Origin of the sequence: Paenibacillus sp. (genome assembly GCF_035645195.1) — a bacterium.
Lineage (GTDB): Bacteria > Bacillota > Bacilli > Paenibacillales > YIM-B00363 > Paenibacillus_AE.
Genome location: NZ_DASQNA010000023.1, coordinates 24926 through 48485 on the forward strand (window position 1 = coordinate 24926; position 23560 = coordinate 48485).

A 23560-nucleotide genomic window follows, 5' to 3' on the forward strand; every position below is an offset into this window, starting at 1 on the left:
GGAGGTGGTTGGGGATGGATAAATTCTGGACCTACCTGGGCGGCGTGATCGGCGGATATACGCTGGTGCAGGCGCCGCTCTCGAGCTTCGGGCTAGGCGGCCTGGAGCCGGTGCTCGACATCGTGGGCGCTTTGTCGATGATTGTGTTTGGAGCTGTGCTGATCGTGAACGGCGTTCGGGCACTGATCAAGAAATAAAACCGCAGCGGCGGAGGAGCCTTCGGACGTTATGTCCGGAGGCTTCTTGCCGTGGCGGGAGAGGAACGAGGGCTCCGCGCCGATTCCTATTTAGATATAATATAGCTAACATTAACGGAACGGGAGGTTGACTTGATGGGCAGAGTTCGGCGGAAAAAGGCGCGGCCGGTCGATGAGGAAACGCGGATCGCCGGAGTCGCGGGGGCACGGCCTGACCGAGGGGCGGGAACGGCGGCAGGAGGGGCCGCGGCGCGGCTGCGCGCGTGGGCGCGGCGTTTGAAGGGGCAGTTGTTCACGCTGTACCTCGCCGTGCGCCGGACGGATACGCCGTGGTTCGCCAAGGCGTTCGCGGCGGCGGTCGTCGCGTACGCGTTTAGTCCGATCGACCTGATTCCGGATTTCATTCCGGTGCTCGGTTACCTCGACGACGTGCTGCTCGTGCCTCTCGGCGTATGGGTGGCGGTGCGCCTCGTGCCGGGACGCATCCTGGACGAGTGCCGCGCGGAAGCCGAACGCCGGTTGGCCTCCGGCAGCCGCAAGCCGGTATCCGCGGCGGGGGCGGCCGTCATCGTGCTGCTGTGGCTCTTGTGCGGCGCGGCGGCGGCGCGGCTGTGGCTGGCGCCTTAGCCGTTGTCCTTATGGTGCGGGCAATATTTGCGCATGAGCTCGGCCGTCTCGGCATCGAGCGGGCGACCGCGCTCCAGCAGCTCCTCTGCGACGTGCGCCGTCCGCTCCTCCGGCCAATTTTGGCCGAATTTGAATTTCGCGGTCATCTCTTCGACGACGATTTTGATCATCGCGACCGCCTTCAGCTCTTTGGCGTATTGCGGATGCTCCGGATCGAACGGGGCGTATCCGCCTTCCGGCTGCAGCTTGCGCATGAACGCGCCGAACGCCGCCGCTTTTTCCTCGAGATCCTCCACGACGACCGCTTCCCCGCGGACGAACACCGATTTGAAGAACGCCGTCGCCGGACAAGCCAACACGGGATCGAGCCAATACGACGGTATGAGCGAGTATTCTTTGGCGACGGCGAAGGTGACGCGTTCGTTCGCGCGCATGTTTTTCATCTTCTGCCCGGCGCGGCTGCCGTGCATGTAGAACGCCCCTTCATGGTACACGAAGTTGAGCGGAGTCATGTGCGGGTAGCCGTCGTCCCCGTGCGTCCCGAGAAAACCGAACGACATTTCCTCCAAAAACTGCCGAATTTCCTCCCCTTCTTTCATGTGAAACGTGCTTCTGCGCATGTTCGCCACTCCTTGCGTCCCGAATTTTTCCTTATCATAAAGCGAAGATTGACATGAAAAAAGATCCAATTATGATGAATTTAATTGGACCAATTGCGAGGGGGAGCTGCGGGTGGACTTGACGACGGCGTTCGAGACGTATGCGCAAGAGCATCGGCAAAAGTATATGGCGCTGTATTTGGCGCTGCGGGACGCGATCGTCCACGGACGGCTCGCGCCCGGCGAGCGGCTTCCGTCGAGCCGGGCGCTTGCGGCGGATTATGGCTTGTCGCGCGGCACGGTAAACGCGGCGTACGATTTGCTGGCCGGGGAGGGCTACGTGACGAGCGGCGTCGGCCGCGGCACGTTCGTCAGCCGCCTGCCGGCCGGGGAAGGCGCCGCCACCGCGGAGCGCTCGGCGGAAGCGGTGCCGCCGCGCCTGTCCGCCTGGGGGGCGCGGGCGGTGTCATTGCCGCCCCGGGAGCGGGCGGCGCACGGGTTCGCGGTGCATTACGGCACCGCGGAGACGGACGCCGCCGCCTTCCCGGCGGCGGAGTGGCACCGGGCCATGTACGCGGCGGCCCGGGCTTCGGCGGCGCACGGCGCCGCCTTCGACGCGCGCGGGTGGCTCCCGCTGCGCGAGGCGGTCGCGCGCCATCTCGGGCGCGCGCGCGGCATCGCGGCGACCGCGGAGCAGGTCGTCATCGTGAACGGGTCGATGCAGGCGCTCGCCCTGCTCGTCCAGCTGCTCGTCGACCCCGGCGACCCGGTCGTCATCGAGCATCCCGGCTACGGCGGCATCCGCCGGGCAGTGCTCGCCGCCGGCGCCGAACCGGTGCCGGCCGCCGTCGACGAGCGCGGGCTCGTTCCCGCGCCGTGGCGGGCGCGGCTGCTCGTCGCGACGCCGAACCGGCAGTTCCCGACCGGCGCGGTCATGCCGCTGGAGCGCCGGCTCGCGCTGCTGCGCTGGGCGGCGGGAGCGGACGCTTGGGTCGTCGAGGACGATTACGACAGCGAGTTCCGCCGCGCCGGCCGGCCGGTCGAGCCGCTCAAGTCGCTCGACGCGCAGGGGCGCGTCGTCTTCGTCGGCACGTTCTCCCGGACGATGTACACGGGTTTGCGGCTCGGCTACGCCGTGCTGCCCGATGCGCTGCTGCCCGCGTTCCTCGCGCTGAAAGGGCTGTACGAGCCGCATCCGACGGCGATGACCGAGCAGCGGGCGATGGCCGAGTTCATGAAGAACGGCGGCTACGAGCGCCACCTGCGTCGCATGAAGCGCTTGTACAGCCGCAAATACGAGGCGTTGATCGGCGGCTTACGGGAGAAGCTCGCGCACGCGTTCGCCACGCAGCCGCAGGATGCGGGGCTGCACGTGTACGCTCGCTGGACCGGCTCGCGCGAGGCCTATCTCGAACTGATCGAAGCTTGCGCCCGGCGCGGCGTCACGTGGACGGACGTCTCCTATTGCGATGCGTCCGGGGAGCCGGTTTGCGCGGCCGCCTTCGGGTTCTCGGGGCTGACGATCGAGCAGATTCGGTTCGGCCTCGACGTCATCGCGCAGGCGGAAGCCGAAGGGCTCGGCTCTCGAAAAGGCGGCATTCGCTCCGTATAAATCTATCGCCTTTCGGGCATCCTCTCTATTAGAGTGTTAGATTACGAGTTTGCTAGAAGAGGGGATCGGACGATGCGGGCGAAGCGATGGTACGGATGGGCGATGGCGGTACTGCTGGCGGCTGCGTGCGCGGCGGCGTTGGCCGGGTGGAGCGCGGCGGAAGGTTCGGCGCGGCCAGCCGAAGATCTCGCCGCCTTGGAGCGGCTTGCCGACGGCATCGTCGCCGAAGACGGCCGGCTGTGGGTTGTCTCCGTCCGCACGTCCGAGGGCCTGCTGCGGTGGAGCGGCGACGACGCGGCGGAAGCGCGCGAATGGATCGAGCGCACGTCGGCGGAGCTGCGCGGAGACGCGCCCGTCTGGTTCGTGAACGTGCAGGGGCCGCTCGCGGCGGGCGACGGTCAAGGTTTGCGCTACCGGGTGGCCGCTGCCGCAGACGCCATTCAGGTAGACGCCTATGAGGAGCCGGGGCGTACGTACAGCTACGGCTACCGCTCGCCGATGTTCCCTTCGACGATCGGCGAGGGCGACGCGGCAATCGGTCTGCAGGCGGCCGCCCATTTGGACACGGAGACCGGTGAGTGGCGAGCGACGCTCGGCGCACCGGCCGTGCTGATCGAATATTGAGCTTCGGGCGCATCGCAGCCTCCCCGCCTCGGGGAGGTTTCAGTCTGTTGATAAGCGCGAGGAGCGTGAGACTTCATCCGTGCTCCGACGACTGCTCCCTCTAACGGTCCGCGGGCAGGCGACTGCGCCGCCGCAGCGGTGCAAGATGGGAAGGGGGTATGCAAAAGAAGGGAAGGGTGCTCCCATCTTAAGCATACTTGCTTCCCATAACGGTCCACGGGCAGGCGACTGCGCCGCCGCAGCGGTGCAAGATGGGAAGGGAGTATGCAAAAGAAGGGAAGGGTGCTCCCATCTTAAGCATACTTGCTTCCCATAACGGTCCGCGGGCGGGCGACCGCGTCGCCGCAGCGGTGCAAGATGGGAAGGGAGTATGCAAAAGAAGGGAAGGGCGCTCCCATCTTAAGCATACTTGCTTCCCATAACGGTCCGCGGGCAGGTGGCGAGGATGGGGAGTCCGCGGGCAGGCGACTACGCAACCGCAGTGGCGGAGGATGGGAAGTCCGCGGGCAGGCGACTACGCAACCGCAGTGGCGGAGGATGGGAAGTCCGCGGGCGGGCGACAACGCAACTGCAGCGGCGGAGGATGGGAAGTCCGCAACCAGGGGCCATGCCGCCGCAGCTGCACAAGATGGAAAGACCTCGAACGGGCGGCCGCGCCGCAAGAGGATCAATATGGAAAAAAAGTAAAGGAAAGATTTTCCTCGCCCGAAGCAGGAACTTCTGTTCGCATGCCGAAATATGTACGTAACATCAAAGCTGCGACCCGCGAACGACCATTCAAGGGGGATTCCCATGGGCAAACGGGTATTGTTGTTGATCGGAACGAGCAAAGGCGTATTTTATTACGAGTCGAACGAAGAACGGCGGGAGTGGAGCTTGAAAGGGCCGTTCTTGTCGGGGTGGGAGGCCTACAGCGTGCTGGGCGACAGCCGCCGGGGACACCGGCTGTTCGCGGGCACGTCGCACGCCGCGTACGGGGCGTCGATCCGCGTGTCCGACGACTTCGGGGAGAGCTGGACGCAGATTGAGGACAGTCCTTCGTATTCGAAGGAAAGCGGTTTCTCGCTGAACCGCATATGGCAGATCGCGCCCGGGCCGGCGGACGAGCCGGACACGCTGTTCGCGGGAGCGGAGGAGGCTGGATTGTTCGTCAGCCGGGACGGCGGGCGGCGGTGGACGGAGCTGGACGGTCTGACGAAGCATCCGACGCGGCCGGGCTGGTTCCCGGGCGCGGGCGGCATGTGCCTGCATACGATTCTGATCGACCCGCGCGACCCGAAGCGGATGTGGACGGCGATGTCCGCGGTCGGCGTATTCCGGACGGAGGACGGCGGGGAGACGTGGCAGCCGCGCAACGCCGGGCTCGCGCGCGTGCCGACGGGACAGCCGTACGAAGAGGTCGGATACTGCGTCCACAAAATGGTCATGGACCCGCAGGATCCGGACACGCTGTATATGCAGGAGCACGGGGGCGTGTTCCGATCGACCGACGGCGGCGACCGATGGGAGCCGATCGAGGAAGGGCTGACGCTGAAGGAAGGCGATATGCCGTTCGGCTTTCCGATCGTCGTCGCCCCGAACGGCGATCTATTCCTCGCGCCGCTTGAGAGCAGCGAGCAGCGTTCTATGCGCGACGGCAAGCTGCTCATTTACGGCAGAGAGCGAGGCGGCGGCCGGTGGGAGCCGATCGGCGACGTCGTGCCGGAGGAGCAGCGCCATGTGAGCGTGCTGCGCGACGCGATGGCCGTCGACGAACTGGCGACCTACGGCCTGTATTTCGGCACGACGTCCGGCGAGACGTTCTGTTCGCTGGATCGAGGGCGGTCATGGACGCGGCTGCCGGGCCAGCTCTCCCGCATTTTGACGGTGAAGCCTTGGATCGTGGAGGACTAGCCGTAATATGAAAATAGACGTGAGCGTGCCGTCGCTGCTCAGCGACTGCACGAACGGGAAGCCGCGATTCACGATTGAGGCGGACACGCTCGGCGAGGCGCTGGAGCGGCTGTTCGCCGCATACCCGCTGCTTCGGCGCCATTTGTATACCGAGCAAGGGGAACTGCGTAAGCATGTGCTGTTGTTCCTGAACGACACGAATATCCAATGGCTGAACAGCTTGGATGTACCTCTGCAGGAGGGCGACCGGCTGAACGTGCTGCAGGCCGTCTCCGGCGGATGACGCGCGAACGCCTCCCGACCATCGCCGCGAAAGGCGGCAGGACGGGAGGCGTTCGGCGTCTTATGAAGCTCCGGCGACGGCGGCCGCTTCGGCGGGCGCGCGCGGCTTCGACAAGCCGCGGACGAGGCGGTGCTGCGCGGCGCCGGAGACGACGAGCAGCCCGGCGATGACGGCGAAGGCGGCCGCGCCGCCGTACCGCTCGAACACGAGGCCGAAGGCGAGCGGCCCGAGTCCGCGGGACAGCTGCCAATTCATGCTGTACACGGAGAAGTAGCGCGCTCGCATTTCCTCCGGCGCGATCATCGAGACGGCCTTCTGCAGATGCGGGCCGCACAGCATTTCGCCGAGCGAGAACAGCAGCTCGGCGAACAGCAGCAGCGCGAACCACGGCGCGAACCCGTAGCCGAACGCGACGGCGGCGAACAAGCCGTACGACAGCAGCACGACGCGATGCGTCGCCCAGCGCTCCGTCATGCGGGCGACCGGAATTTGGAGCAGCATGACCGTCAAACCGTTGAGCGTCAGCATCGTCGTGAACATTGCGCGAGCGTCGTCCCCGAACACGGTCTGCAGATGGAGCGGCAGCACGGTTTCGACCTGCGCGTACAGCAGGCCGATCGGCACGGCGAGCCCGGTCATCGCGTACAGCAACCCGTGTCCGCGCAGCGTCAAACGAGGCGGCGGCGTAACCGAAGCGCCCGGCTCGCTGCCGTCCGCCGCCGCCGGTTTCGTCTCTGGGATGTATTTCAGCACTAGCAGCAAATAGGCGACGAAAGACAGCGCCGAGAGGGCGAAGACGACCTTCGGCTGCCAGGAAAACACGAGCAGGCCGAGCACCGGCCCGAAGGCGGCGCCGACATTCAGCGCGGCATGCAGGGCGGCGAAAATTTCCGCCCGCCGCTCGGGCGACACGATGTCGGCGACCTGCGCGTTCGCGGCAGGGAAGAATAAGCTCATGCCGATCCCGTTCAAAATCGAGAACAGGACGAAATGCCACAGCTCCTCGGACGCGGCGAAGCCGGCCATCGACGCCGCATTGACGACGAGCGCCGCCGCCATCAGCGGCTTGCGCCCGTACTTGTCCGCGAGGCTGCCGCCCCACAGCCCGACGATCATCGAAGCGAGCGGCTGCAGGCCGACGACGAGCATCGGGAGCAGCACCGAGCCCTCCAATTTCTCATACAAATACAACACCATAAACGGGCGGATCATAAAATTCGCCACCGTCGTCAGCACCGTGCCGACGAGACGAATCCAAATGGCCACATCGTACCGGCCCGCGATCGTCTCCCACCAACGTCCTCTCATCGTTTCCACTCCGCAGCTTTCGGATTATGCGACTTCGCATGGTACCCATTATAGCGGCGCGGGCGGAAACAAAAAGGGTAAAAACGAACCGCGTCGTTTCCCCTTTTAAACCAACGATAGAAGTTAGAGACCTTGAGCAAGCGCGATGACGACCGCGACCGTCACGATGCTGCACACCGTCGACAAGAAGACCGCCTGCGACGCGAAGTCCGGCTCGTTGTCGAACTCGACGGCGAGCAGCACGCTGCTGAGCGATGTCGGGACGGCGCAGGAGATGACGAGCGCTTGCGCGAGCAGGCCGTCGTATCCAAGCATCCAGACGACGAAGAAGCCGATCGCCGGGGAGACGAGCAGCCGGAGCGTGTTCGACGAGAATACGAGGTTTATATGGGAGAGGCTCCATCTCATGTTGCCGAGCTGCGCCCCGAGCGTCAGCAGCGCGGTGGCGATGAACGCCTGCGCGATGTATTTGAGCGGCGCGTAGATCGGCTGCGGGATCGGAACGTCGAACCCGTTGAACAGGAGCGCAAGGGGCACTACATAGATGGCGGGGAAGGCGAGCACGACCTTCATCGCTTCCTTCACGGTCATCCGCTGCGCGTTGATCGTATAGATGCCCAGCGTATTCGGCAGGACCGCCTGAATGACCATGATGACGAGCTGGATCGACAGCGTGAACGGGTTGCCGGCGAACACGAGCTGATTGAGCGGAATGCCGAAATTGGCGCTGTTATAAAAAATGACGCTGTTGCGCATCGCGGTCGTCATTCCGCCTTGGAGCCGGCGGATACGGATGAACGCTTCGGCGACGGCGACTAACAGCGCATAGAAAATAACGAAAAAGAGAAGGACCTGAAACGCCAGCTCGGCCGTAAAGGTAGTTTCATAGAGCATCGTAAATAGAATCGCAGGCGAAAAAAAGTAAAAATTCAGCTTCGACAGCGTGCGGATATCGAGCCGAAACGCCCGCTGCAGCCCGAATCCGAGACCGATCATGATCGACAGCGGCACGACGTTGTTTAGCAGGATGTGCAGAAAAATAGTCATCGCGTCTCTCCCCAACTCTCTCATTTCTGAAGGTGAAGTTCTTTGCCATTGTATTTTGCCATTATATCACCGGAGCGGGGGGAGCGACGCGAAGATTTGCATTTTCACGGCTTGCGGGCGGCGACGATCAGGCGGCGGTAATCGACCGTCCAGCGTACCGCTGCGGCGTCGTACAGGCGCGGCATCAGCCGCGAGACGACGGCGGCGCGGACGTGATCGGCAGCCTCCGCGGATAGGCCGGCGAAATACGGCTCCGCGAATACGGCGAGCCATGCCGAGAGTCCGTCCGGGCCGTCGATCGGCGTCGGCCGGTCGTACAGTTCGGCGAAGAGCACTTCCCAGCCCTCCGATTCGAGCAGCGCCGCGTACTCGCCGACGGAAGGGAAGTACCACGGTCTTCGCGCCGCGCCGTCGATGCCCGCAAGCTCGGCGAGCGCCGCCTCGATCGCCTCCGCCACGGAGGCGACGTTGCCCTTGCCGCCGAACTCGGCGACAAGCCGGCCGCCCGGCTTCGTCGCGCCGAACATGCAGCGCGCGGCGCCGCGCGCGTCCAGCACCCAATGAAGCGCAGCGTTCGAGAAGACGGCGTCGACGGACCGCTCCAAGGCGAACGCTTCGGCGCGGGCGACGCGGAAGTCGATGCCGGGGTATTTCGCTTGCGCCGACGCGATCATCGCGGGCGACGCGTCGATGCCGACGACCTTGGCGCCGGCTTCAACGATGCGCGCGGCCAAATCGCCGGTGCCGCAGCCGACGTCGAGGATCGTTTCGCCCGCTCTCGGACGGAGCAGCTCGAGCAGCCCGGCGCCGTACCCGGAGACGAAGCTCAGTTTGCGGTCGTACAGCGAGGCGTTCCAATCGGATGCTGTCATTGGGAATCGCTCCTTTATGCCGGTGGTATTTCCTTACATCATAGTGCATGATATTTAATAGGTGAAATATATAGTTGTTATATATATAATAGATTTAACCAATAAAGACGAACCTGTCGTACCCTCTCGTCAAACCGTCCGGTTTTGTGGTACAGTAAGCGAATACGCGCCTGCAACGGCGAAACGGGAAGGGACGAGGAACGATGACGCAATTTACGAACGTAACGGTAGTGAAAAAGGCGAACGTATACTTCGACGGGAAAGTGACGAGCCGAACGGTGCTGTTCCCGGACGGCACGAAGAAGACGCTGGGCATCATGATGCCGGGCGAATACGAATTCTCGACGTCGCAGAAGGAAGAAATGGAGTTTCTCGCAGGCAAGCTGCAGTACAAGCTTCAGGGCGGGGAATGGCAGACGATCGACGGCGAAGGCGCGTTCATCGTGCCGGCGAACGAAAGCTTCCAGCTGAAGGTGGAAACTGTAGCGGATTATTGCTGCTCGTATTTTAACGAGTAAATCGAAGAAGGGCTGCCGAAGGATTGATCCAATCGGCAGCCCTTTATTTATTTCCCCGCCGCGGCGTCGATCCACTGCAAATACTTCTTATGCGCCTGCCCCGACGACAGCGTAATGCGCGCAAGGTCGAGCCCTTCCTCGATCGAGCCCGCCGCGCCGGCGAGCCACAGCCGGACGCCGCCGTTCAGTATCGTCATGTCCGTATACGCGAGCGGCGCGCCGCCCTGCAGCACGGCCAGCGCCGTCTCCGCCTGACGCTCCGCCGTCCATTCCGTCTCTTCGAGCTCGCTGTGCAGCTGGTACACCTCGGGATCGATGATCATCAGCTCGGACACGCCGTCCTGCACGACGCACAGGCGAGAGCGCTTATGCACCGGCAGGTCCTCGGAGCCTTCGCTGCCCTGCACGATGATCGCGCGCTTATAGCCGAGGCCGGCGACGAGCTGGGCCATTTTCTCGAACACGGTGCCGTGGAAGACGCCGAAGGCGAGATACGGCGCATCCGAATAGCGCACCAGCTTCTCGGCGCTGTTGAACACCGTGCGCAGCCCGAGCTGCGTGCGGATGTCGCGGACGCGCGCCAGCTTCGGACAGCCGAGCTCGGCCGGCACGAACAGGAACCCGCTCGCGTCCGCCGCCCGCAGCAACCGCTCGAGGCCGGCTTCGGTCTCAACGTCGACGCCCCAGCGCTCCAGAATGTCGGGCAGCGTGACGCCCCACTTCGGCGGCAGCGAGCGCGAGCCGTGCAGCGTCGCCGGCACGCCGCAGGCCGCCAGTACGAACGCGGTCGGCAGCGTCGCGAAGAACGACTTCGTCCGGCCGTCGTACGGCCCCGCGCAGTCGACGCCGCCGGCCATCGGATGCTTCAGGCTGCCCTGCCGCAGCGCCTCGGCGAACGCCGCGATTTCGTCGGTGCTTTCCATTTTAATGCGTTCCGCGACCAGGAAGGCGCCGATTTGCGCGTCGGTCGCCTGCCCGTTCAATATGCGTTCAGCGGCGACGGCCGCTTCGTCCAGCGTCAAATCGCGTGCGCCGCGTTTGCCCCGGCCCACTTCTTTTAATAATTCAATCATCGCGTGCGCCCCCTTGGGTTTTGCTCTCGAAGTAAAGAATAGACTTTCACGATGTTCACGGCTACGTCCACGATCCGTCTGCGCTCGTTCATCGCTTGCTTTCGCAGGAATTCATACGCTTCCGCCTCCGAAATCGACTTCACCTCGCTAAGGATCGATTTCGCGCGATCGATCCATTTGCGATCCTCCAGCTTCGCCATCAGCTGCTCGCGTTCCTGCTTCCACTGCGTGCGCGACAAGTAATGCTTGGAGGAGAGCAGCAGCGACCAGTGCAGCTCCGCCGTCGTCATGCCGGGGTACAAAATGCCGTCGACCGTGTCGGCGAGCACGCAGTTGTGCACGACCGGCTCGTTGTCGCACCACCACAGCAGCGGCGGCGTCGGCCGGGCGTCGAGCGCCTTCGTCCATTTCAACAGCCCATTATAAGGAACGCAAAAAATGACGGCGTCAACATTGTTCACATTCAGGTCGGCTGCCGGCTCGGCGATGACGGCTTCCTGCGCGCGAAGTCCCGCGGCGTCGAGCAAGGCGTTCGGCGTTTCGAAACGGGCGCCCTCCGCGTAATCCGGTTCTTCGTCGTCCGGTCCGAACGGAAACCTGCCCAGACCGATCGACGGCGGCGACTTGGGTGCCGGAGAAGCGCGAACGATGAGGAACGATTGCAGCATGAATTCACTTCCTATCCGCGTATAATTCATCTCTTTATGAATGAAAACGGGCAAACCTGACATGACTGATAACTTAGGTAACGCAAATATAACATAAAACGACCAATCTTAGAACTACAAAAATTTCTTTGTGATACTTATTGACATCAGAAGGTTTCGGCTCCTATAATAAAACCAGTCACAAGGGTGTGGCGACCACAATCACATATCAAGGCGCAACACAACGTCGTGTTCGTCTTAGGCAATGAGGCCGTAGATCGCATCGGGATGAGTTCCCCGGGTGCGGTGTGCGGCCTTTTTTATTTCAAAAAAAGACAAAAGACACAAGTCAAAAGGGAGTGGAAACACGATGGAAGCGAAAGGATTTATGAAAGCAGGACACAAGCCGTCATTATTCAGTGCGTTCTTATATTTCGATGTCAGCTTTATGATCTGGGTGCTCTTAGGGCCTCTCGCCGTCATCATCGCCTCTGACTTCGAAATGAACGCCGCGCAGCGGGCGAACCTCGTCGCGCTTCCCGTCTTAGGCGGCTCGATTCTCCGCCTCGTTCTCGGTTGGATGACCGACTACATCGGTCCGAAGCGGACGTCGCAAATCGGCATGGCGCTGACGATGATCCCGCTCGTGTGGGGCTGGCTGTTCGCCTCTTCACTCGGCGAATTGTACGTCGTCGCGCTGCTCCTCGGCGTCGCCGGGGCCAGCTTCGCCGCCGCGCTGCCGCTGGCGAGCCGCTGGTACCCGCCGCAATATCAAGGCCTCGCGATGGGCATCGCCGGGGCGGGCAACAGCGGCACGGTGTTCACGACGCTGTTCGCGAACCGGATCGCGCAGCATTACGGCGACTGGCACGTCGTCTTCGGCTTCGCGCTCATCCCGATCACGATCGCCTTCATCGTCTTCTCGCTGCTGGCGAAGGACAGCCCGAACCAGCCGGCGCCGAAGAAGCTCGCCGATTACGCGGCGGTGCTCAAGCAATCCGACACTTGGTTGTTCTGCATCTTGTACAGCGTCACGTTCGGCGGGTTCGTCGGTATGACGAGTTACCTGACGATTTTCTATAACACGCAATACGGTTTGGAGCCGGTGCGGGCGGCCGATTTCACGACGCTGCTCGTCATCGCCGGCAGCTTCTTCCGCCCGGTGGGCGGCTGGCTGTCCGACAAGCTCGGCGGCATCCGGATGCTGCTCGTGCTGTACGGCATCGTAGCGGTCATGATGTTCGGCATCTCGACGCTGCCGCCGATCGGGTTCACGACCGCGATGCTGTTCATCGCGATGATGGCGCTCGGTATGGGCAACGGGTCGGTGTTCCAGCTCGTGCCGCAGCGATTCGCGAAGGAAATCGGCGTCATTACGGGCATCGTCGGCGCGGCGGGCGGCCTCGGCGGATTTTTCCTCCCGAAAATTCTCGGCAACCTGAAGCTGGCGACGGGCTCGTTCACGTACGGCTTCCTGGTGCTCAGCGGCATCGCCGTCGTCTGCATCATCGTCGTCGCCGTCGCGCAAGGCCGTTGGAAAAGAACATTTGTCGGTCAAGGCGGCCGCGTGTCGCCGGTCAAGGCGTAACGAAGGTATCGGTCGTTCCGTGTAAGCAGAAGTAACGCGGCGAGGTTCGCGAAGCAAGGGAACATGAGAGGAGAATGCCATCATGGGGAAACAAAAATTAGTGCTCGTCGGCAACGGCATGGCGGGCGTCAATGCGATCGAACATTTGCTAAAGCTGGCTCCCGATAAATACGAAATTACGATTTTCGGCGCGGAGCCGTTCCCGAACTACAACCGGATCATGCTCAGCTACGTGCTCGCGGGAGATACGAAGCAGGAAGACATTTACATTAACGATTACGACTGGTACGAGAAAAACAACATCAAGCTGTACACCGGCCAGCAGGTCACGGGCATCGACACGAAAGCGAAGACGCTGACGAGCGAAGGCGCGGCGGGAGAGCTCACGACGTCTTACGATAAGCTCATTCTGGCGACCGGCTCCAACCCGTTCGTCATCCCGATTCCGGGATCGAACCTCCCGGGCGTCATCGCCTACCGGACGATCCGCGACACGGAATTGATGCGGGAAGCGGCGAAGAAGTTCAAGAAAGCCGTCGTCATCGGCGGCGGACTGCTCGGTTTAGAGGCGGCGCGGGGGCTGCTGAACCTCGGCATGGAGGTCGAAGTCGTCCACCTCGGCGATTGCTTGATGGAGCGTCAGCTCGACCGGACGGCGTCGAAGCTGCTGCAGGAATCGCTCGAGAAGCAGGGCATGAAGTTCCTGATGGAAAAATCATCCGCCGAAATTCTCGGCAAGGAGCGCGCGACGGGCCTCAAGTTCGCGGACGGCACATGGACCGAAGCGGATCTGATCGTCATGGCGGTCGGCATCCGGCCGAACGTGGCGCTGGCGAAGGCGGCCGGCCTCGAAGTCGTGCAGGGCATCACGGTCAACGATTGGCTGGAAACGAGCGCGCCGGACGTATACGCGGTCGGCGAGTGCGCCCAGCATCGCGGCATCGCCTACGGTCTCGTCGCTCCGCTGTACGAGCAAGGCGCGGTGCTGGCGAAACGGCTCGCGGGCGTGGAAAGCGCGCCGTACGAAGGCTCCGTCGTGTACACGAAGCTGAAGGTGTCCGGCGTGGACGTCTTCTCGGGCGGCCAATTCATCGAAGACGAGGAAACGAAAGCGATCCGCGTGCACGACGACTGGTCGGGCGTGTATAAGAAGGTTCTCGTCAAAGGAAGCAAGATCGTCGGCGCGGTGTTGTTCGGCGACACATCCGACAGCACTCGCCTCATGAGTATGATCAAATCGCAAGCCGACATTACGAAGATGGAAATCACGGCGTTGCTGCAGGAGTCCGGGGCTGCGGGCGGCGGCGGCGGACCGGAAGCGCAGGTCGCGGCGATGCCCGACGACACGATCATTTGCGGCTGCAACGGCGTCAGCAAAGGGGCGATCTGCTCCGCGATCCGCGAGTGCAGCCTCACGACCGTCGACGGCGTGAAGGACGCGACGACGGCGTCTCGCTCCTGCGGCGGCTGCAAGCCGCTCGTGTCGGCGCTGCTCAAGACGACGCTCGGCGACGAGTACGACGGCGCAGCCGCGGCGAAGCAGTCGGTGTGCGGCTGCACGACGCTGACGCGCGACGAAGTCGTGACCGCCATCCGCGAGAAGGGGCTCACCCACGTTCGCGAAGTGATGAACGTGCTCGAATGGAGCCAACCGGAAGGCTGCTCGAAGTGCCGTCCGGCGCTCAACTACTACTTGGCGATGGTCAATCCGTCCGCGTACCAGGATGACCGCACGTCGCGCTTCGTGAACGAGCGGATGCATGCGAACATTCAGAAGGACGGCACCTATTCGGTCGTGCCGCGGATGTACGGGGGCGTGACGACGCCGGCGGATCTGAAGAAAATCGCCGAAGTCGCAGAGAAGTACAACGTGCCGACGGTGAAGCTGACCGGCGGACAGCGGATCGACCTGCTCGGCGTCAAGAAGGAAGACCTCGTGCCGATGTGGGCGGAGCTCGGCATGCCGTCCGGGTACGCCTACGGCAAGGCGCTCCGCACCGTTAAGACGTGCGTCGGCGCGGAGTTCTGCCGCTTCGGCACCGCCGATTCGATGGGCATGGGCATCAAGATGGAGAAAAAGTTCGAGCGGCTCAACACGCCGGCGAAGGTGAAAATGGCCGTCTCCGGCTGCCCGCGGAACTGCGCCGAGTCCGGCATCAAGGACCTCGGGGTCGTCTCGATCGACGGCGGATGGGAGCTGTATGCCGGCGGCAACGGCGGCGTGAAGCTGCGCGGCGGCGACCTGCTCGTGACGGTGAAGACGGAGGAAGAGGTTCTGGAATATACGGCGGCTTACCTGCAGTACTACCGCGAGACAGGCAACTACGGAGAGCGCACGTCGGAGTGGATCGAGCGCGTCGGCCTCGAGCACGTCCGTTCGGTCGTCGAGAATCCGGAGCGCCGCCGCGAGCTGTGCGCGCGGATGGACGAAGCGCTCGCCGCGACGAAGGATCCGTGGAAAGAAGCGGTCGAGTCGGCGAAAATTCAGAAGGATTTGTACGAAGTTATCGAAACGACGGTGTAACTCGAGCTAGAGGAAAACCGAACGAAGACGGAAGTGCTTTTACAGATATAGGAGTGGCAAAAGGAGGCGCTGGACATGGCGATGGGGAGCGCGAAGCCGACTGCGGCGAAACGCATTAAACTTGGGAACTTGTCGGAACTGCCGGTAGGCACGGGGAAAACGGTGCGGGCGGGCGAATTCGAACTGGCCGTATTCCGGCTCGGCGACGACACGGTACGGGCGGTGGAAAACCGCTGCCCGCACAAGAACGGCGTACTGGCGGAGGGGATGGTCAGCGGACATTTCGTCTTCTGTCCGATGCACGATCGCAAAATTTGCCTCGACGACGGGCTCGTCCAGAAGCCGGACGACGGCTGCGTCCGCACCTTCGGAACGCACGTCGAAGACGGCGTCGTATGGGTGGACTGCGAATGAGCGAAGCCGTTCTGACATCGCACTGCCCTTTCTGCAGCATGCAGTGCGGCATCGAACTGCAAGTAACGGAGAAGGAACCCGGTTGGGCGGTGCGCCCGAGCGGGTCCTTCCCTGTATCGACGGGCCGACTGTGCCAGAAAGGGTACCACTCCCCCCGCCACGCCGTTCATGAAAACCGCATCACGGTTCCGCTCGTGCGCCGCGTCGCGGAAGCCCGCCGCCCGGAGGATACGCCGTGGCAGCCGGAAACGTGGGACGCCGCCCTCGGCGACATCGCGAAGCGGATCCAGGACATCCAAGCGAAGCACGGGAATGACGCCGTATCCGTATACGGCGGCGGGTCGCTGACGAACGAGGTCAGCTACTTGCTCGGGAAGTTTACCCGCGTCGCGCTGAAGTCCCGCTATATCGACTACAACGGCCGGTACTGCATGTCGTCGGCCGCCGCGGCGCAAATTCGGGCGTTCGGTCTCGACCGGGGCCTGACGCTGCCGCTCGACGACATCGCCGGATCGAAATACATTATTCTGGCCGGCACGAACGTCGCCGAATGCCAGCCGACGATGATGCCGTATTTGCTCGCGGCGAAGAAGGCGGGCGCGACGATCGTCACGATCGACCCGCGCCAGACGATGACGTCCAAGATCGCGGACATCCACGTCAAGCTGCAGCCGGGCTTCGATTCAGTGTTCGTGAACGGCTTGCTGCACGTCGTCATCGAGGAAGGGCTGTACGACAAAGCGTACGTCGAGGAACGGACGAACGGCCTCGAAGCGCTAGCCGAAGCGGTGCGCGCCTTCAACCCGGAGTACGTATCCCGCGTGACCGGCATTTACGAGGAGAAGATTCGCGCCATCGCGCGCGGCTTCGCGAAGGCGGAGAGCGGCGTCGTGCTGACGGCGCGCGGGCTCGAGCAGCAGGTGAACGGCGTCGAGCATACGCTCAACTACATCAACCTCGCGCTGCTGTGCGGCAAAGTCGGCCGTCCGAACAGCGGCTTCGGCGCCGTCACGGGGCAAGCGAACGGCCAGGGCGGCCGGGAGCACGGGCAGAAGGCGGACCAGCTGCCGGGCTACCAGCTGATCGAGGACCCGATCGCGCGCCGCCGCGTCGCCGAAGTGTGGGGCGTCGATCCGGATTCGCTGCCGGGGAAAGGCGTCTCGGCTTACGAGCTGTTCGATAAGATCATGGACGGCGACATCAAGGCGATGATCGTGCTCGGCTCCAACCCGCTCGTATCCAGTCCGAACGCGCATCGCGTCGAAGAGGCGCTGAAGAAACTGGAGCTCCTCGTCGTCATCGATATGTTCGAGACGGAGACGGCGAAGTTCGCGCATTGGATTCTTCCGGGTTCTTCCTTCCTCGAGGCGGAAGGGACGCTGACCAACGTCGAAGGCCGCGTGTTCCACCGCGCGAAGGCGCTCGACCTGCCGGGCAGCGCGAAGCTCGACATGCATATCCTGTGCGAGCTGGCGGATCGGCTCGGCGCAGGGCAGTACTTCCGGTTCCGCGGTCCGGAAGACGTATTCCAAGAGCTCCGGCTCGCCACGCGCGGCGCGCCGGCCGATTACAGCGGCATTACGTACGAGCGGCTGAAGAAGGAAGGCGGCGTCTTCTGGCCGTGTCCGGCCGAGGACCACCCGGGAACGCCGCGGTTGTACCGCGAGCGGTTCGCGCATGCGGACGGCAAAGCGAAGCTGCACCCGATCAAGCCGGGGATGCCCGCCGAGACGACGAGCCGCGAGTTCCCGTACATCCTGACGACCGGCCGCGTCGGCAGCCAATATCTGAGCGGCGTGCAAACGCGCCGGACGGAGCAGTTGCACGCGAAATCGCCCGTGCCGGTCGCGGAGGTGCATTCCTCCGTCGCCGCGCGCATCGGGCTTCGCCCGAACGATCGCATTCGCTTGACGTCGAAGCGGGGCACGGCCGTGTTCCCGGTTCGCGTCAGCGACGACATTCACCCGACGACCGTATTCGTGCCGTTCCATTGGGGCGGCGACCATTCGATCAACCGGCTTACGAACGACGCGCTGCATCCGATCAGCCGGATGCCGGAATTCAAAATTTGCGCGGTCCAAGTCGGCCGCGAGGGGGAATCCGTATGAACGTACTGCGCATCGTCGGAGGAGACGAGCGAACGAGAGCCGAAGTGGCGGCGAGGACGGCGGACTGCGGCTGCGCGAACGCGACGATCGCGCTCGCCCGCTCGAAAGCGGACTGGGCGCTGCTCAACCGGCTCGAGGGGAACGTCGCCGTCATCGTGTTCGACCGCGGTTACGCCGATCCGGAGTTCGGCGAGTGGCCGGTGTTCCATATCGACGACCTCGAAGCGTGCGTCGAGTATCTCGCCTGCATCCGGGCGTTCGACCCGCACGAGGGCGGACTCGATTTCGCGGAATACGCTTGGTGAAACGAATATCGTATTGAGGTTTGGGAACGCTGCGGCGTTCCTTTTTTTGCGCTCGATGTCGGTATACAGGTCATGGCGGTGGCGACGTCGAATTTTTTCAGAATGCTTATTGACTCTCACGTAACGTAAGGCCTTATGCTCGAATCGAAGGGAGGTTAGCGGCGATGCTGCGAGTGAAAGAAGTCGCGAAGCTTGCGGGGATCAGCGTGCGCACGCTGCATCATTACGACGAGATCGGACTGCTCGTTCCGGAGCATGTGACGGAGGCCGGCTACCGTATGTACTCCGAGCGCGATCTCGAGCGGCTTCAGCACATTCTGTTTTTGAAGGAGCTGGACCTACCCCTTCAACGCATTAAGGCGATCGTCGACGATCCGGCGTACGACCGCGTGGAGGCGTTGGAGGCGCATCGGCGGCTGATGTACGAGAAGCGCGACCGCCTCGATCGAGTGATCGCGACGCTGGATAAGACGATTCGGCACGCGAAAGGAGAGATTACGATGAGCAACGAGGAAAAGTTCGAAGGGTTCGATTTCAGCAAAAACCCGTATGAGCAAGAGGCGCGCGAGCGCTGGGGCGACCAAGCGGTCGACGAGGCGAACCGGCGCATCCAAAGCAAAACGCCGGAGGAGCAGCAGGCGATGGGCGAGCGGATGAACGCGCTGTTCGCGAAGCTCGCCGCGGTTCGAACGCTGGCGCCCGATTCCGACGAAGCGCAGGCGGCCGTCAAGGAGTGGTACGATTTCCTGAACGACAACATCCAGACGTACTCGCTTGAGGTGTTCAAGGGGCTTGGGCAAATGTACGTCGACGACGAGCGCTTTACGCGCAACATCGACAAGTTCGGGGAAGGGCTCGCCGCGTTCTTGCGGGACGCGATGGCCGTCTTCGCGGATCGCGCGCAGCAGGCGTGAGGCATGCTAGGGAGGGAAGCCGCCGATGGGCGGCTTTCTTGCGTTCGGGAGCGGGGCGAGGGGTATGGGACGGTTCGAGAGTGGGGCCAGTGGAGATGCGGCGACTCGGTAACAGCGCAAAATTAGTGCGGTTAAGCGGGAACGGACCGATTTTTGCGCGGTTGGCGGAGGCTGGGGCGGGGGAACGGTGCGAGAGTGGGGCTAGTGGGGATGAGGCGGCTCGGTAACAGCGCAAAATTAGTGCGGTTAAGCGGGAACAGATCGAATTTTGTGCGGTTGGCGGAGGTTGGGGCGGGGGAGTGGTGCGAGATCGGGGCCAGTGGGGACGCAGCGGCTTGGCGACAGCGCAACATTTGTGCGGTTAAGCGGGAACGGATCAGATTTTGTGCGGTTGGCGGAAGCTGGGGCGGGGGAACGGTGCGAGAGTGGGGCCAGTGGAGATGCGGCGGTTCGGCGACAGCGCAAATTTTGTGCGGTTAAGCGGGAACGGATCAAATGTTGTGCGGTTGGCGGAGGCTGGGGCGGGGGAACGGTGCGAGAGTGGGGCTAGTGGGGACGCAGCGACTCGGCGACAGCGTAAATTTTGTGCGGTTAAGCGGGAACGGACCGAATTTTGTGCGGTTGGCGGAGGTGGGTAGGTGCTTACGGTTCTGAACCTATGGCCCTAATTTTTGCGGCTGGGAGGGGGAGATGCGTAACTTTTCCGTGGGACGGCGCGTCTGTGATAAAAGAGACAATCCAGATCGGCAAGGTGATAGGCAAAATGATACGAATGCGACGGTTGGCGGCGGCGGCGCTGCTTCTGTTCGGGCTCGGCTGCGGGGCGCTGTGGGGCGTCAATCGGTGGGTGGAGACGGCGAGCGCCCCTTACATCGTAGCCCCGGCGTATGCGCCGGAAGCGGACGCGGTGCTGATCCTCGGCGCCCGGGTATATTCGGAGACGCGGGTGTCGCCGATGCTGCACGATCGCCTTACGGCCGGACTCGCTTTATACGAAGCGGGGAAAGCACCGAAAATCATCGTCAGCGGCGACAACGGCCAAGAGGAATACGACGAAGTGAACGCGATGAAGACGTTCCTCATCGAGCGCGGGGTGCCGCCGGAAGACATTTTCATGGACCATGCCGGATTCAGTACATACGAGAGCTTGTACCGGGCGAGGGCGATATTCGGCGTCGACCGGGCGATCGTCGTGACGCAGGGCTACCATCTGAAGCGGGCCGTGTACGTCGGGCGGGCGCTCGGCGTGGACGCGTACGGCGTCGCGAGCGATCCCCGCGCGTACGCCGGGGCGGAGCGGTACGAAGCGAGGGAGAAGCTCGCGCGGGCGAAAGACTTCGTGCTCGTGCACACGAGTCGGCCGAAGCCGACGTATCTCGGCGAACCGTTCCCGATCACCGGCGACGGACGCGCGACCCACGATTGACGAACGAACGACGCCCCGGCTGCTGTCAACCAGCGGCCGGGGCGCGAATGTTATTTCTCGTGTTTGATTTTGAAATCGGCGATCACTTTCTTGTTCGCCATTTCCTTCAAAGCGTTCTTGAGCCGATCCGGGGAGACGTCCGCGGACAGGCCGAGCCGCTCCTTCAGCAGCGCATATTCCTTCTCGTAATCGGCATCGCTCTTCTTGTTCACGGCACGCCTCCTACCCCTTCGTCGCGACCGACGGCTTCTGCCCTTTCGCGGCGACCTCCGCCTCGAAATACGCCTTCAGCTCCGCGGCCTTCCGCGGATCCTCGAGCTTGATTTTGTCCTTGATGAACTTCTCGACGAGCGTTTCCCAAGTGGGCGCCAGCTTCTGGATCGACATCATGCGGATCGCGTTTTTCACCATTCTTCGTTCTTTCGCGTTGGAATATACATCCTTATAATATTGGACGCGCTCGAAGTCGAGATGGTCGAACACCGCGCGGAAAATGTCGCCGGTCATGCGCGCGTCGTCCAGCGCCCGATGCGCGGACCCTTCGTTCGCGATGCCGAGGTCGAGCAGCGCCGCTTCGACGCTGACGTCGTTCGTCACGTTCTTATAGCGGATGTACCCTTTCAGCAGATCGTAGTAAGGAATGGCCAGCCAATAAGCGTCGTCCAGCTTGTGCATGCGCACGTCCAGAACGATGCGCTTCATGTCTTCGCCGCCCCACGTGACGAACATGAACTCCTCGCTCCGGTCGAGCCACTCGCGGAACGCGGCGATCGCCTTCGGGAAGCCCGGCGCGGCGTCGATGCCTTCCTGCGGGATGCCGGTCTTCTCTTTAATGAAATTGTTCAGCTTCGAAAAATAGACGGGCTTCACGAGCGTCGTGAACTCGTCGATATATTTCAGCGAACCGTTCAGCCGGACCGCGCCGATTTCGATCACTTCCATCGGCAGGTCGCTGGCGAACTTCCGCCCGTTGAATTCGATATCTAAAATTATATAATCCATGCGCGCATCCTCCTGTCGCTCGCCTTTATCCTCCCCTATTGTAGCAGAAACTTGCCAATAACGGGGAATCGGCGGCGGGAAGCGTGCCCGCGCCCGAAATTACGGCGCCGCCGCCCGGCGCAGCACGGCGAAGCCGTACGGCGGCAGCTTGAGCCGTTCGCCGATCGCGGCGGCGCCTACGCTCCCGAACGCGAGGCGCCAGCCGCCTTCGCCGGCGGGAAGCGGGAACGCCGCTTCCGCTTCGGACCGGTTGAGCGCGACGAGCAGGCGCTCGCTCCCGTCTTCGCGCGCGTACAGCACGCGCGCATCGCCCGGTTCCGCGAGCAGGAACCGGATCGCGCCCGCGCGCAGCGCCGAATGCGCGCGGCGAAGGCGAATCGCGTCTTTGTAGAACGCGAGCAGCTCCCGATCCTGCTCCGCAGGATCCCAGACCATGCAGCGGCGGCAGTCGGGGTCGCCTTCGCCCGCCATGCCGACCTCGTCGCCGTAATAGATGCAAGGCGCTCCGGGGAAGGTGAGCTGGAACAGCGCCGCCAGCTTCATCCGCCGGCGGTCTCCGCCGCATACCGTCAGCAGGCGAGGGGTATCGTGCGAGTCAAGCAGATTGAACATCGCTTCGGACGCCTGCCGCGGATACGAGGCGAGCTGCCGCTGCATCGCGTCGGCGAAGCCGCGCGCGTCGAGCTTGTCGCGGGCGAAGAAGTCGAGCGCCGCCCCCGTGAACGGGTAGTTCATGACGGCGTCGAATTGGTCGCCCTGCAGCCACATGACGGCGTCGTGGAACATTTCCCCCAGGATATAGCAGTCCGGCTTCGCCGCCTTCACGACGTCGCGGAACTTCCGCCAAAACCGGTGATCGACCTCGTTCGCGACGTCGAGCCGCCAGCCGTCGATGCCGACCTCTTCGATCCAATACCGGGCGACGCCGAGCAAATAGTCCTGCACGTCCGGATGCGACGTGTTCAGCTTCGGCATGTGCTCCTCGAAGGCGAAAGCGTCGTACGAGGGGACGCCGTCCTCCTTGCGGAGCGGGAACGAACGGACGTGGAACCAGTCCGCGTATTTCGACGCGGCGCCTTTCGCTTTCACGTCGAGGAACGGCGCGAACGTTCCGCCCGCGTGGTTGAACACCGCGTCGAGCATGACGCGGATGCCTCGCGCATGGCAGGCGGCGACGAGCGTCTTGAGCAGCGCGTTGTCGCCGAAATGCCGATCGACGCGCAAATAATCTTCCGTGTCGTATTTATGGTTCGTGCGCGCCTGGAAAAGCGGCGTGAAGTAAATCGCGTTCACGCCGAGCTCCGTCAAATGGTCGAGCCGCTCCAGCACTCCCTGCAGGTCGCCGCCGAAATAGTTGTGCCACTCCGGCTTGCCGCCCCACGGCAGCGCGCCTTCGGGATCGTTCGACGGGTCGCCGTTCGAGAACCGCTCGGGGAAGATTTGATAGAACACCGCGTCCTTCACCCAGGCCGGCGGCCGGAACAGCTCCGAGGCGTGAAGGAACGGGAATTCGAACAGACCGAAATGCTCCTCGGGCGCCTCCGCGGAAAATCCTTTCTCCGTATACCACAGCGTCATTCCGCCGTCCGCGTCACGGGACTTCAACGCGAACGCGTACGCGAGCCGCCGGAATTCGGGCTGCACGTCCGCCTCCCAATAGTCGAACAGCTCGTCCTCGTACGTCTTGCGCATCGAGGCCGTGCGCATCGCGGCGAACGGCTGGAATTTGTCCCCGTACAACACCTCCGCCGCAGTCAAATCCCCGCGCTTCGCCCGGAGCCGCAGCACGACGGTACGCTCGTCGTAAGCGAACGCCCAATTCAACTTCGGCCGATGATACACCGCTTCTTTCAACATGCGAATCCCTCCCGCTAGGTTAAGGTTCGAATCGACCTACAACGCAAAAAAGGCACAACCCGGTCCGATTTCGACGAGGTTGTACCTTTCGGTTCGAAAAGGTAGCATTGCCTTCTAATTGC

At 63.1% G+C, this 23560-nt stretch carries 23 protein-coding genes; 14 read left to right on the plus strand and 9 right to left on the minus strand.

Going from position 1 to position 23560, the window contains the following annotated elements:
* Positions 1 to 14: 14 nt before the first annotated feature.
* The gene (locus VE009_RS12605) at positions 15 to 197 is read left to right on the plus strand and encodes a hypothetical protein (protein WP_325008079.1); all 183 of its coding nucleotides are present in this window, start codon (positions 15 to 17) and stop codon (positions 195 to 197) included.
* A 135-nt stretch (positions 198 to 332) separates the two neighbouring features.
* Positions 333 to 824 (plus strand): YkvA family protein, encoded by a 492-nt coding sequence (locus VE009_RS12610; protein WP_325008081.1) that lies wholly within the window; start codon positions 333 to 335, stop codon positions 822 to 824.
* Here VE009_RS12610 and VE009_RS12615 read toward each other — a convergent pair.
* Entirely contained in the window at positions 821 to 1444 is a 624-nt protein-coding gene (locus tag VE009_RS12615) for a pyridoxamine 5'-phosphate oxidase family protein (RefSeq protein ID WP_325008083.1), read from the minus strand. The two genes, VE009_RS12610 and VE009_RS12615, sit on opposite strands and share 4 nt — an antisense overlap.
* 112 nt (positions 1445 to 1556) lie before the next feature.
* Between VE009_RS12615 and VE009_RS12620 the strand changes: the two genes are divergently transcribed.
* The 4 genes from VE009_RS12620 (at position 1557) to VE009_RS12635 (ending at position 5835) form a co-directional block, all read left to right on the plus strand.
* Positions 1557 to 3035, plus strand: a complete 1479-nt coding sequence (locus tag VE009_RS12620) for a PLP-dependent aminotransferase family protein (RefSeq protein WP_325008084.1) — start codon at positions 1557 to 1559, stop codon at positions 3033 to 3035.
* A gap of 72 nt (positions 3036 to 3107) precedes the next feature.
* Complete coding sequence (locus tag VE009_RS12625; RefSeq protein WP_325008086.1) at positions 3108 to 3659, plus strand: hypothetical protein; 552 nt, start codon at positions 3108 to 3110, stop codon at positions 3657 to 3659.
* A gap of 792 nt (positions 3660 to 4451) precedes the next feature.
* Positions 4452 to 5552, plus strand: a complete 1101-nt coding sequence (locus VE009_RS12630; protein WP_325008088.1) for a hypothetical protein — start codon at positions 4452 to 4454, stop codon at positions 5550 to 5552.
* A 7-nt stretch (positions 5553 to 5559) separates the two neighbouring features.
* Positions 5560 to 5835, plus strand: a complete 276-nt coding sequence (locus tag VE009_RS12635) for a MoaD/ThiS family protein (protein WP_325008090.1) — start codon at positions 5560 to 5562, stop codon at positions 5833 to 5835.
* Positions 5836 to 5895: 60 nt separating this feature from the next.
* Here VE009_RS12635 and VE009_RS12640 read toward each other — a convergent pair whose 3' ends face one another.
* The 3 genes from VE009_RS12640 to VE009_RS12650 form a co-directional block, all read right to left on the minus strand.
* On the minus strand, positions 5896 to 7143 hold the full coding sequence (locus tag VE009_RS12640) for an MFS transporter (protein ID WP_325008092.1): 1248 nt from the start codon (positions 7141 to 7143) through the stop codon (positions 5896 to 5898).
* 123 nt (positions 7144 to 7266) lie between these two features.
* Positions 7267 to 8190 (minus strand): AEC family transporter, encoded by a 924-nt coding sequence (locus tag VE009_RS12645; protein ID WP_325008094.1) that lies wholly within the window; start codon positions 8188 to 8190, stop codon positions 7267 to 7269.
* A 104-nt stretch (positions 8191 to 8294) separates the two neighbouring features.
* Complete coding sequence (locus VE009_RS12650; RefSeq protein ID WP_325008096.1) at positions 8295 to 9062, minus strand: class I SAM-dependent methyltransferase; 768 nt, start codon at positions 9060 to 9062, stop codon at positions 8295 to 8297.
* A 203-nt stretch (positions 9063 to 9265) separates the two neighbouring features.
* Here VE009_RS12650 and VE009_RS12655 point away from each other — a divergent pair, with 203 nt between their 5' ends.
* Positions 9266 to 9580, plus strand: coding sequence for a pyrimidine/purine nucleoside phosphorylase (locus VE009_RS12655; protein WP_325008098.1), 315 nt, complete (start codon positions 9266 to 9268; stop codon positions 9578 to 9580).
* A gap of 47 nt (positions 9581 to 9627) precedes the next feature.
* Here VE009_RS12655 and VE009_RS12660 read toward each other — a convergent pair whose 3' ends face one another.
* Both VE009_RS12660 and VE009_RS12665 read right to left on the minus strand, forming a co-directional pair.
* Complete coding sequence (locus tag VE009_RS12660) at positions 9628 to 10653, minus strand: anthranilate phosphoribosyltransferase (RefSeq protein WP_325008100.1); 1026 nt, start codon at positions 10651 to 10653, stop codon at positions 9628 to 9630.
* Positions 10650 to 11321, minus strand: coding sequence for an ANTAR domain-containing protein (locus tag VE009_RS12665; RefSeq protein ID WP_325008102.1), 672 nt, complete (start codon positions 11319 to 11321; stop codon positions 10650 to 10652). Before VE009_RS12665 ends, VE009_RS12660 begins: the two co-directional genes overlap by 4 nt.
* Before the next feature lie 349 nt (positions 11322 to 11670).
* Here VE009_RS12665 and VE009_RS12670 point away from each other — a divergent pair, with 349 nt between their 5' ends.
* The 7 genes from VE009_RS12670 (at position 11671) to VE009_RS12700 (ending at position 20579) form a co-directional block, all read left to right on the plus strand.
* A complete protein-coding gene (locus tag VE009_RS12670) occupies positions 11671 to 12888 on the plus strand; it encodes a nitrate/nitrite transporter (RefSeq protein WP_325008104.1) in 1218 nt (405 codons plus the stop codon).
* Positions 12889 to 12970: 82 nt separating this feature from the next.
* Positions 12971 to 15412 carry a nitrite reductase large subunit NirB gene (gene nirB, locus VE009_RS12675; RefSeq protein ID WP_325008106.1) on the plus strand — a complete coding sequence of 814 codons (2442 nt, stop codon included), beginning with the start codon at positions 12971 to 12973 and terminating at the stop codon, positions 15410 to 15412.
* Between the two features lie 75 nt (positions 15413 to 15487).
* Positions 15488 to 15826: a nitrite reductase small subunit NirD gene (nirD, locus tag VE009_RS12680; RefSeq protein WP_325008108.1), complete on the plus strand. Its 339-nt coding sequence runs from the start codon at positions 15488 to 15490 to the stop codon at positions 15824 to 15826.
* Positions 15823 to 17934 (plus strand): molybdopterin oxidoreductase family protein, encoded by a 2112-nt coding sequence (locus VE009_RS12685; protein ID WP_325008110.1) that lies wholly within the window; start codon positions 15823 to 15825, stop codon positions 17932 to 17934. Before nirD ends, VE009_RS12685 begins: the two co-directional genes overlap by 4 nt.
* A complete protein-coding gene (locus VE009_RS12690) occupies positions 17931 to 18239 on the plus strand; it encodes a hypothetical protein (protein WP_325008113.1) in 309 nt (102 codons plus the stop codon). The genes VE009_RS12685 and VE009_RS12690 overlap by 4 nt, the downstream gene beginning before the upstream one ends.
* Positions 18240 to 18403: 164 nt before the next feature.
* Complete coding sequence (locus VE009_RS12695; RefSeq protein WP_325008115.1) at positions 18404 to 19153, plus strand: MerR family transcriptional regulator; 750 nt, start codon at positions 18404 to 18406, stop codon at positions 19151 to 19153.
* Between the two features lie 763 nt (positions 19154 to 19916).
* The gene (locus tag VE009_RS12700; RefSeq protein ID WP_325008117.1) at positions 19917 to 20579 is read left to right on the plus strand and encodes a SanA/YdcF family protein; all 663 of its coding nucleotides are present in this window, start codon (positions 19917 to 19919) and stop codon (positions 20577 to 20579) included.
* Positions 20580 to 20629: 50 nt separating this feature from the next.
* Here the strand turns inward: VE009_RS12700 and VE009_RS12705 are convergent, their stop codons facing one another.
* The 3 genes from VE009_RS12705 to VE009_RS12715 form a co-directional block, all read right to left on the minus strand.
* Complete coding sequence (locus tag VE009_RS12705) at positions 20630 to 20791, minus strand: hypothetical protein (RefSeq protein WP_325008119.1); 162 nt, start codon at positions 20789 to 20791, stop codon at positions 20630 to 20632.
* A gap of 10 nt (positions 20792 to 20801) precedes the next feature.
* Positions 20802 to 21581, minus strand: a complete 780-nt coding sequence (locus VE009_RS12710; RefSeq protein WP_325008121.1) for a 3'-5' exonuclease — start codon at positions 21579 to 21581, stop codon at positions 20802 to 20804.
* A 99-nt stretch (positions 21582 to 21680) separates the two neighbouring features.
* Positions 21681 to 23438 (minus strand): alpha-glycosidase, encoded by a 1758-nt coding sequence (locus VE009_RS12715; protein WP_325008122.1) that lies wholly within the window; start codon positions 23436 to 23438, stop codon positions 21681 to 21683.
* Positions 23439 to 23560 lie beyond the last annotated feature (122 nt).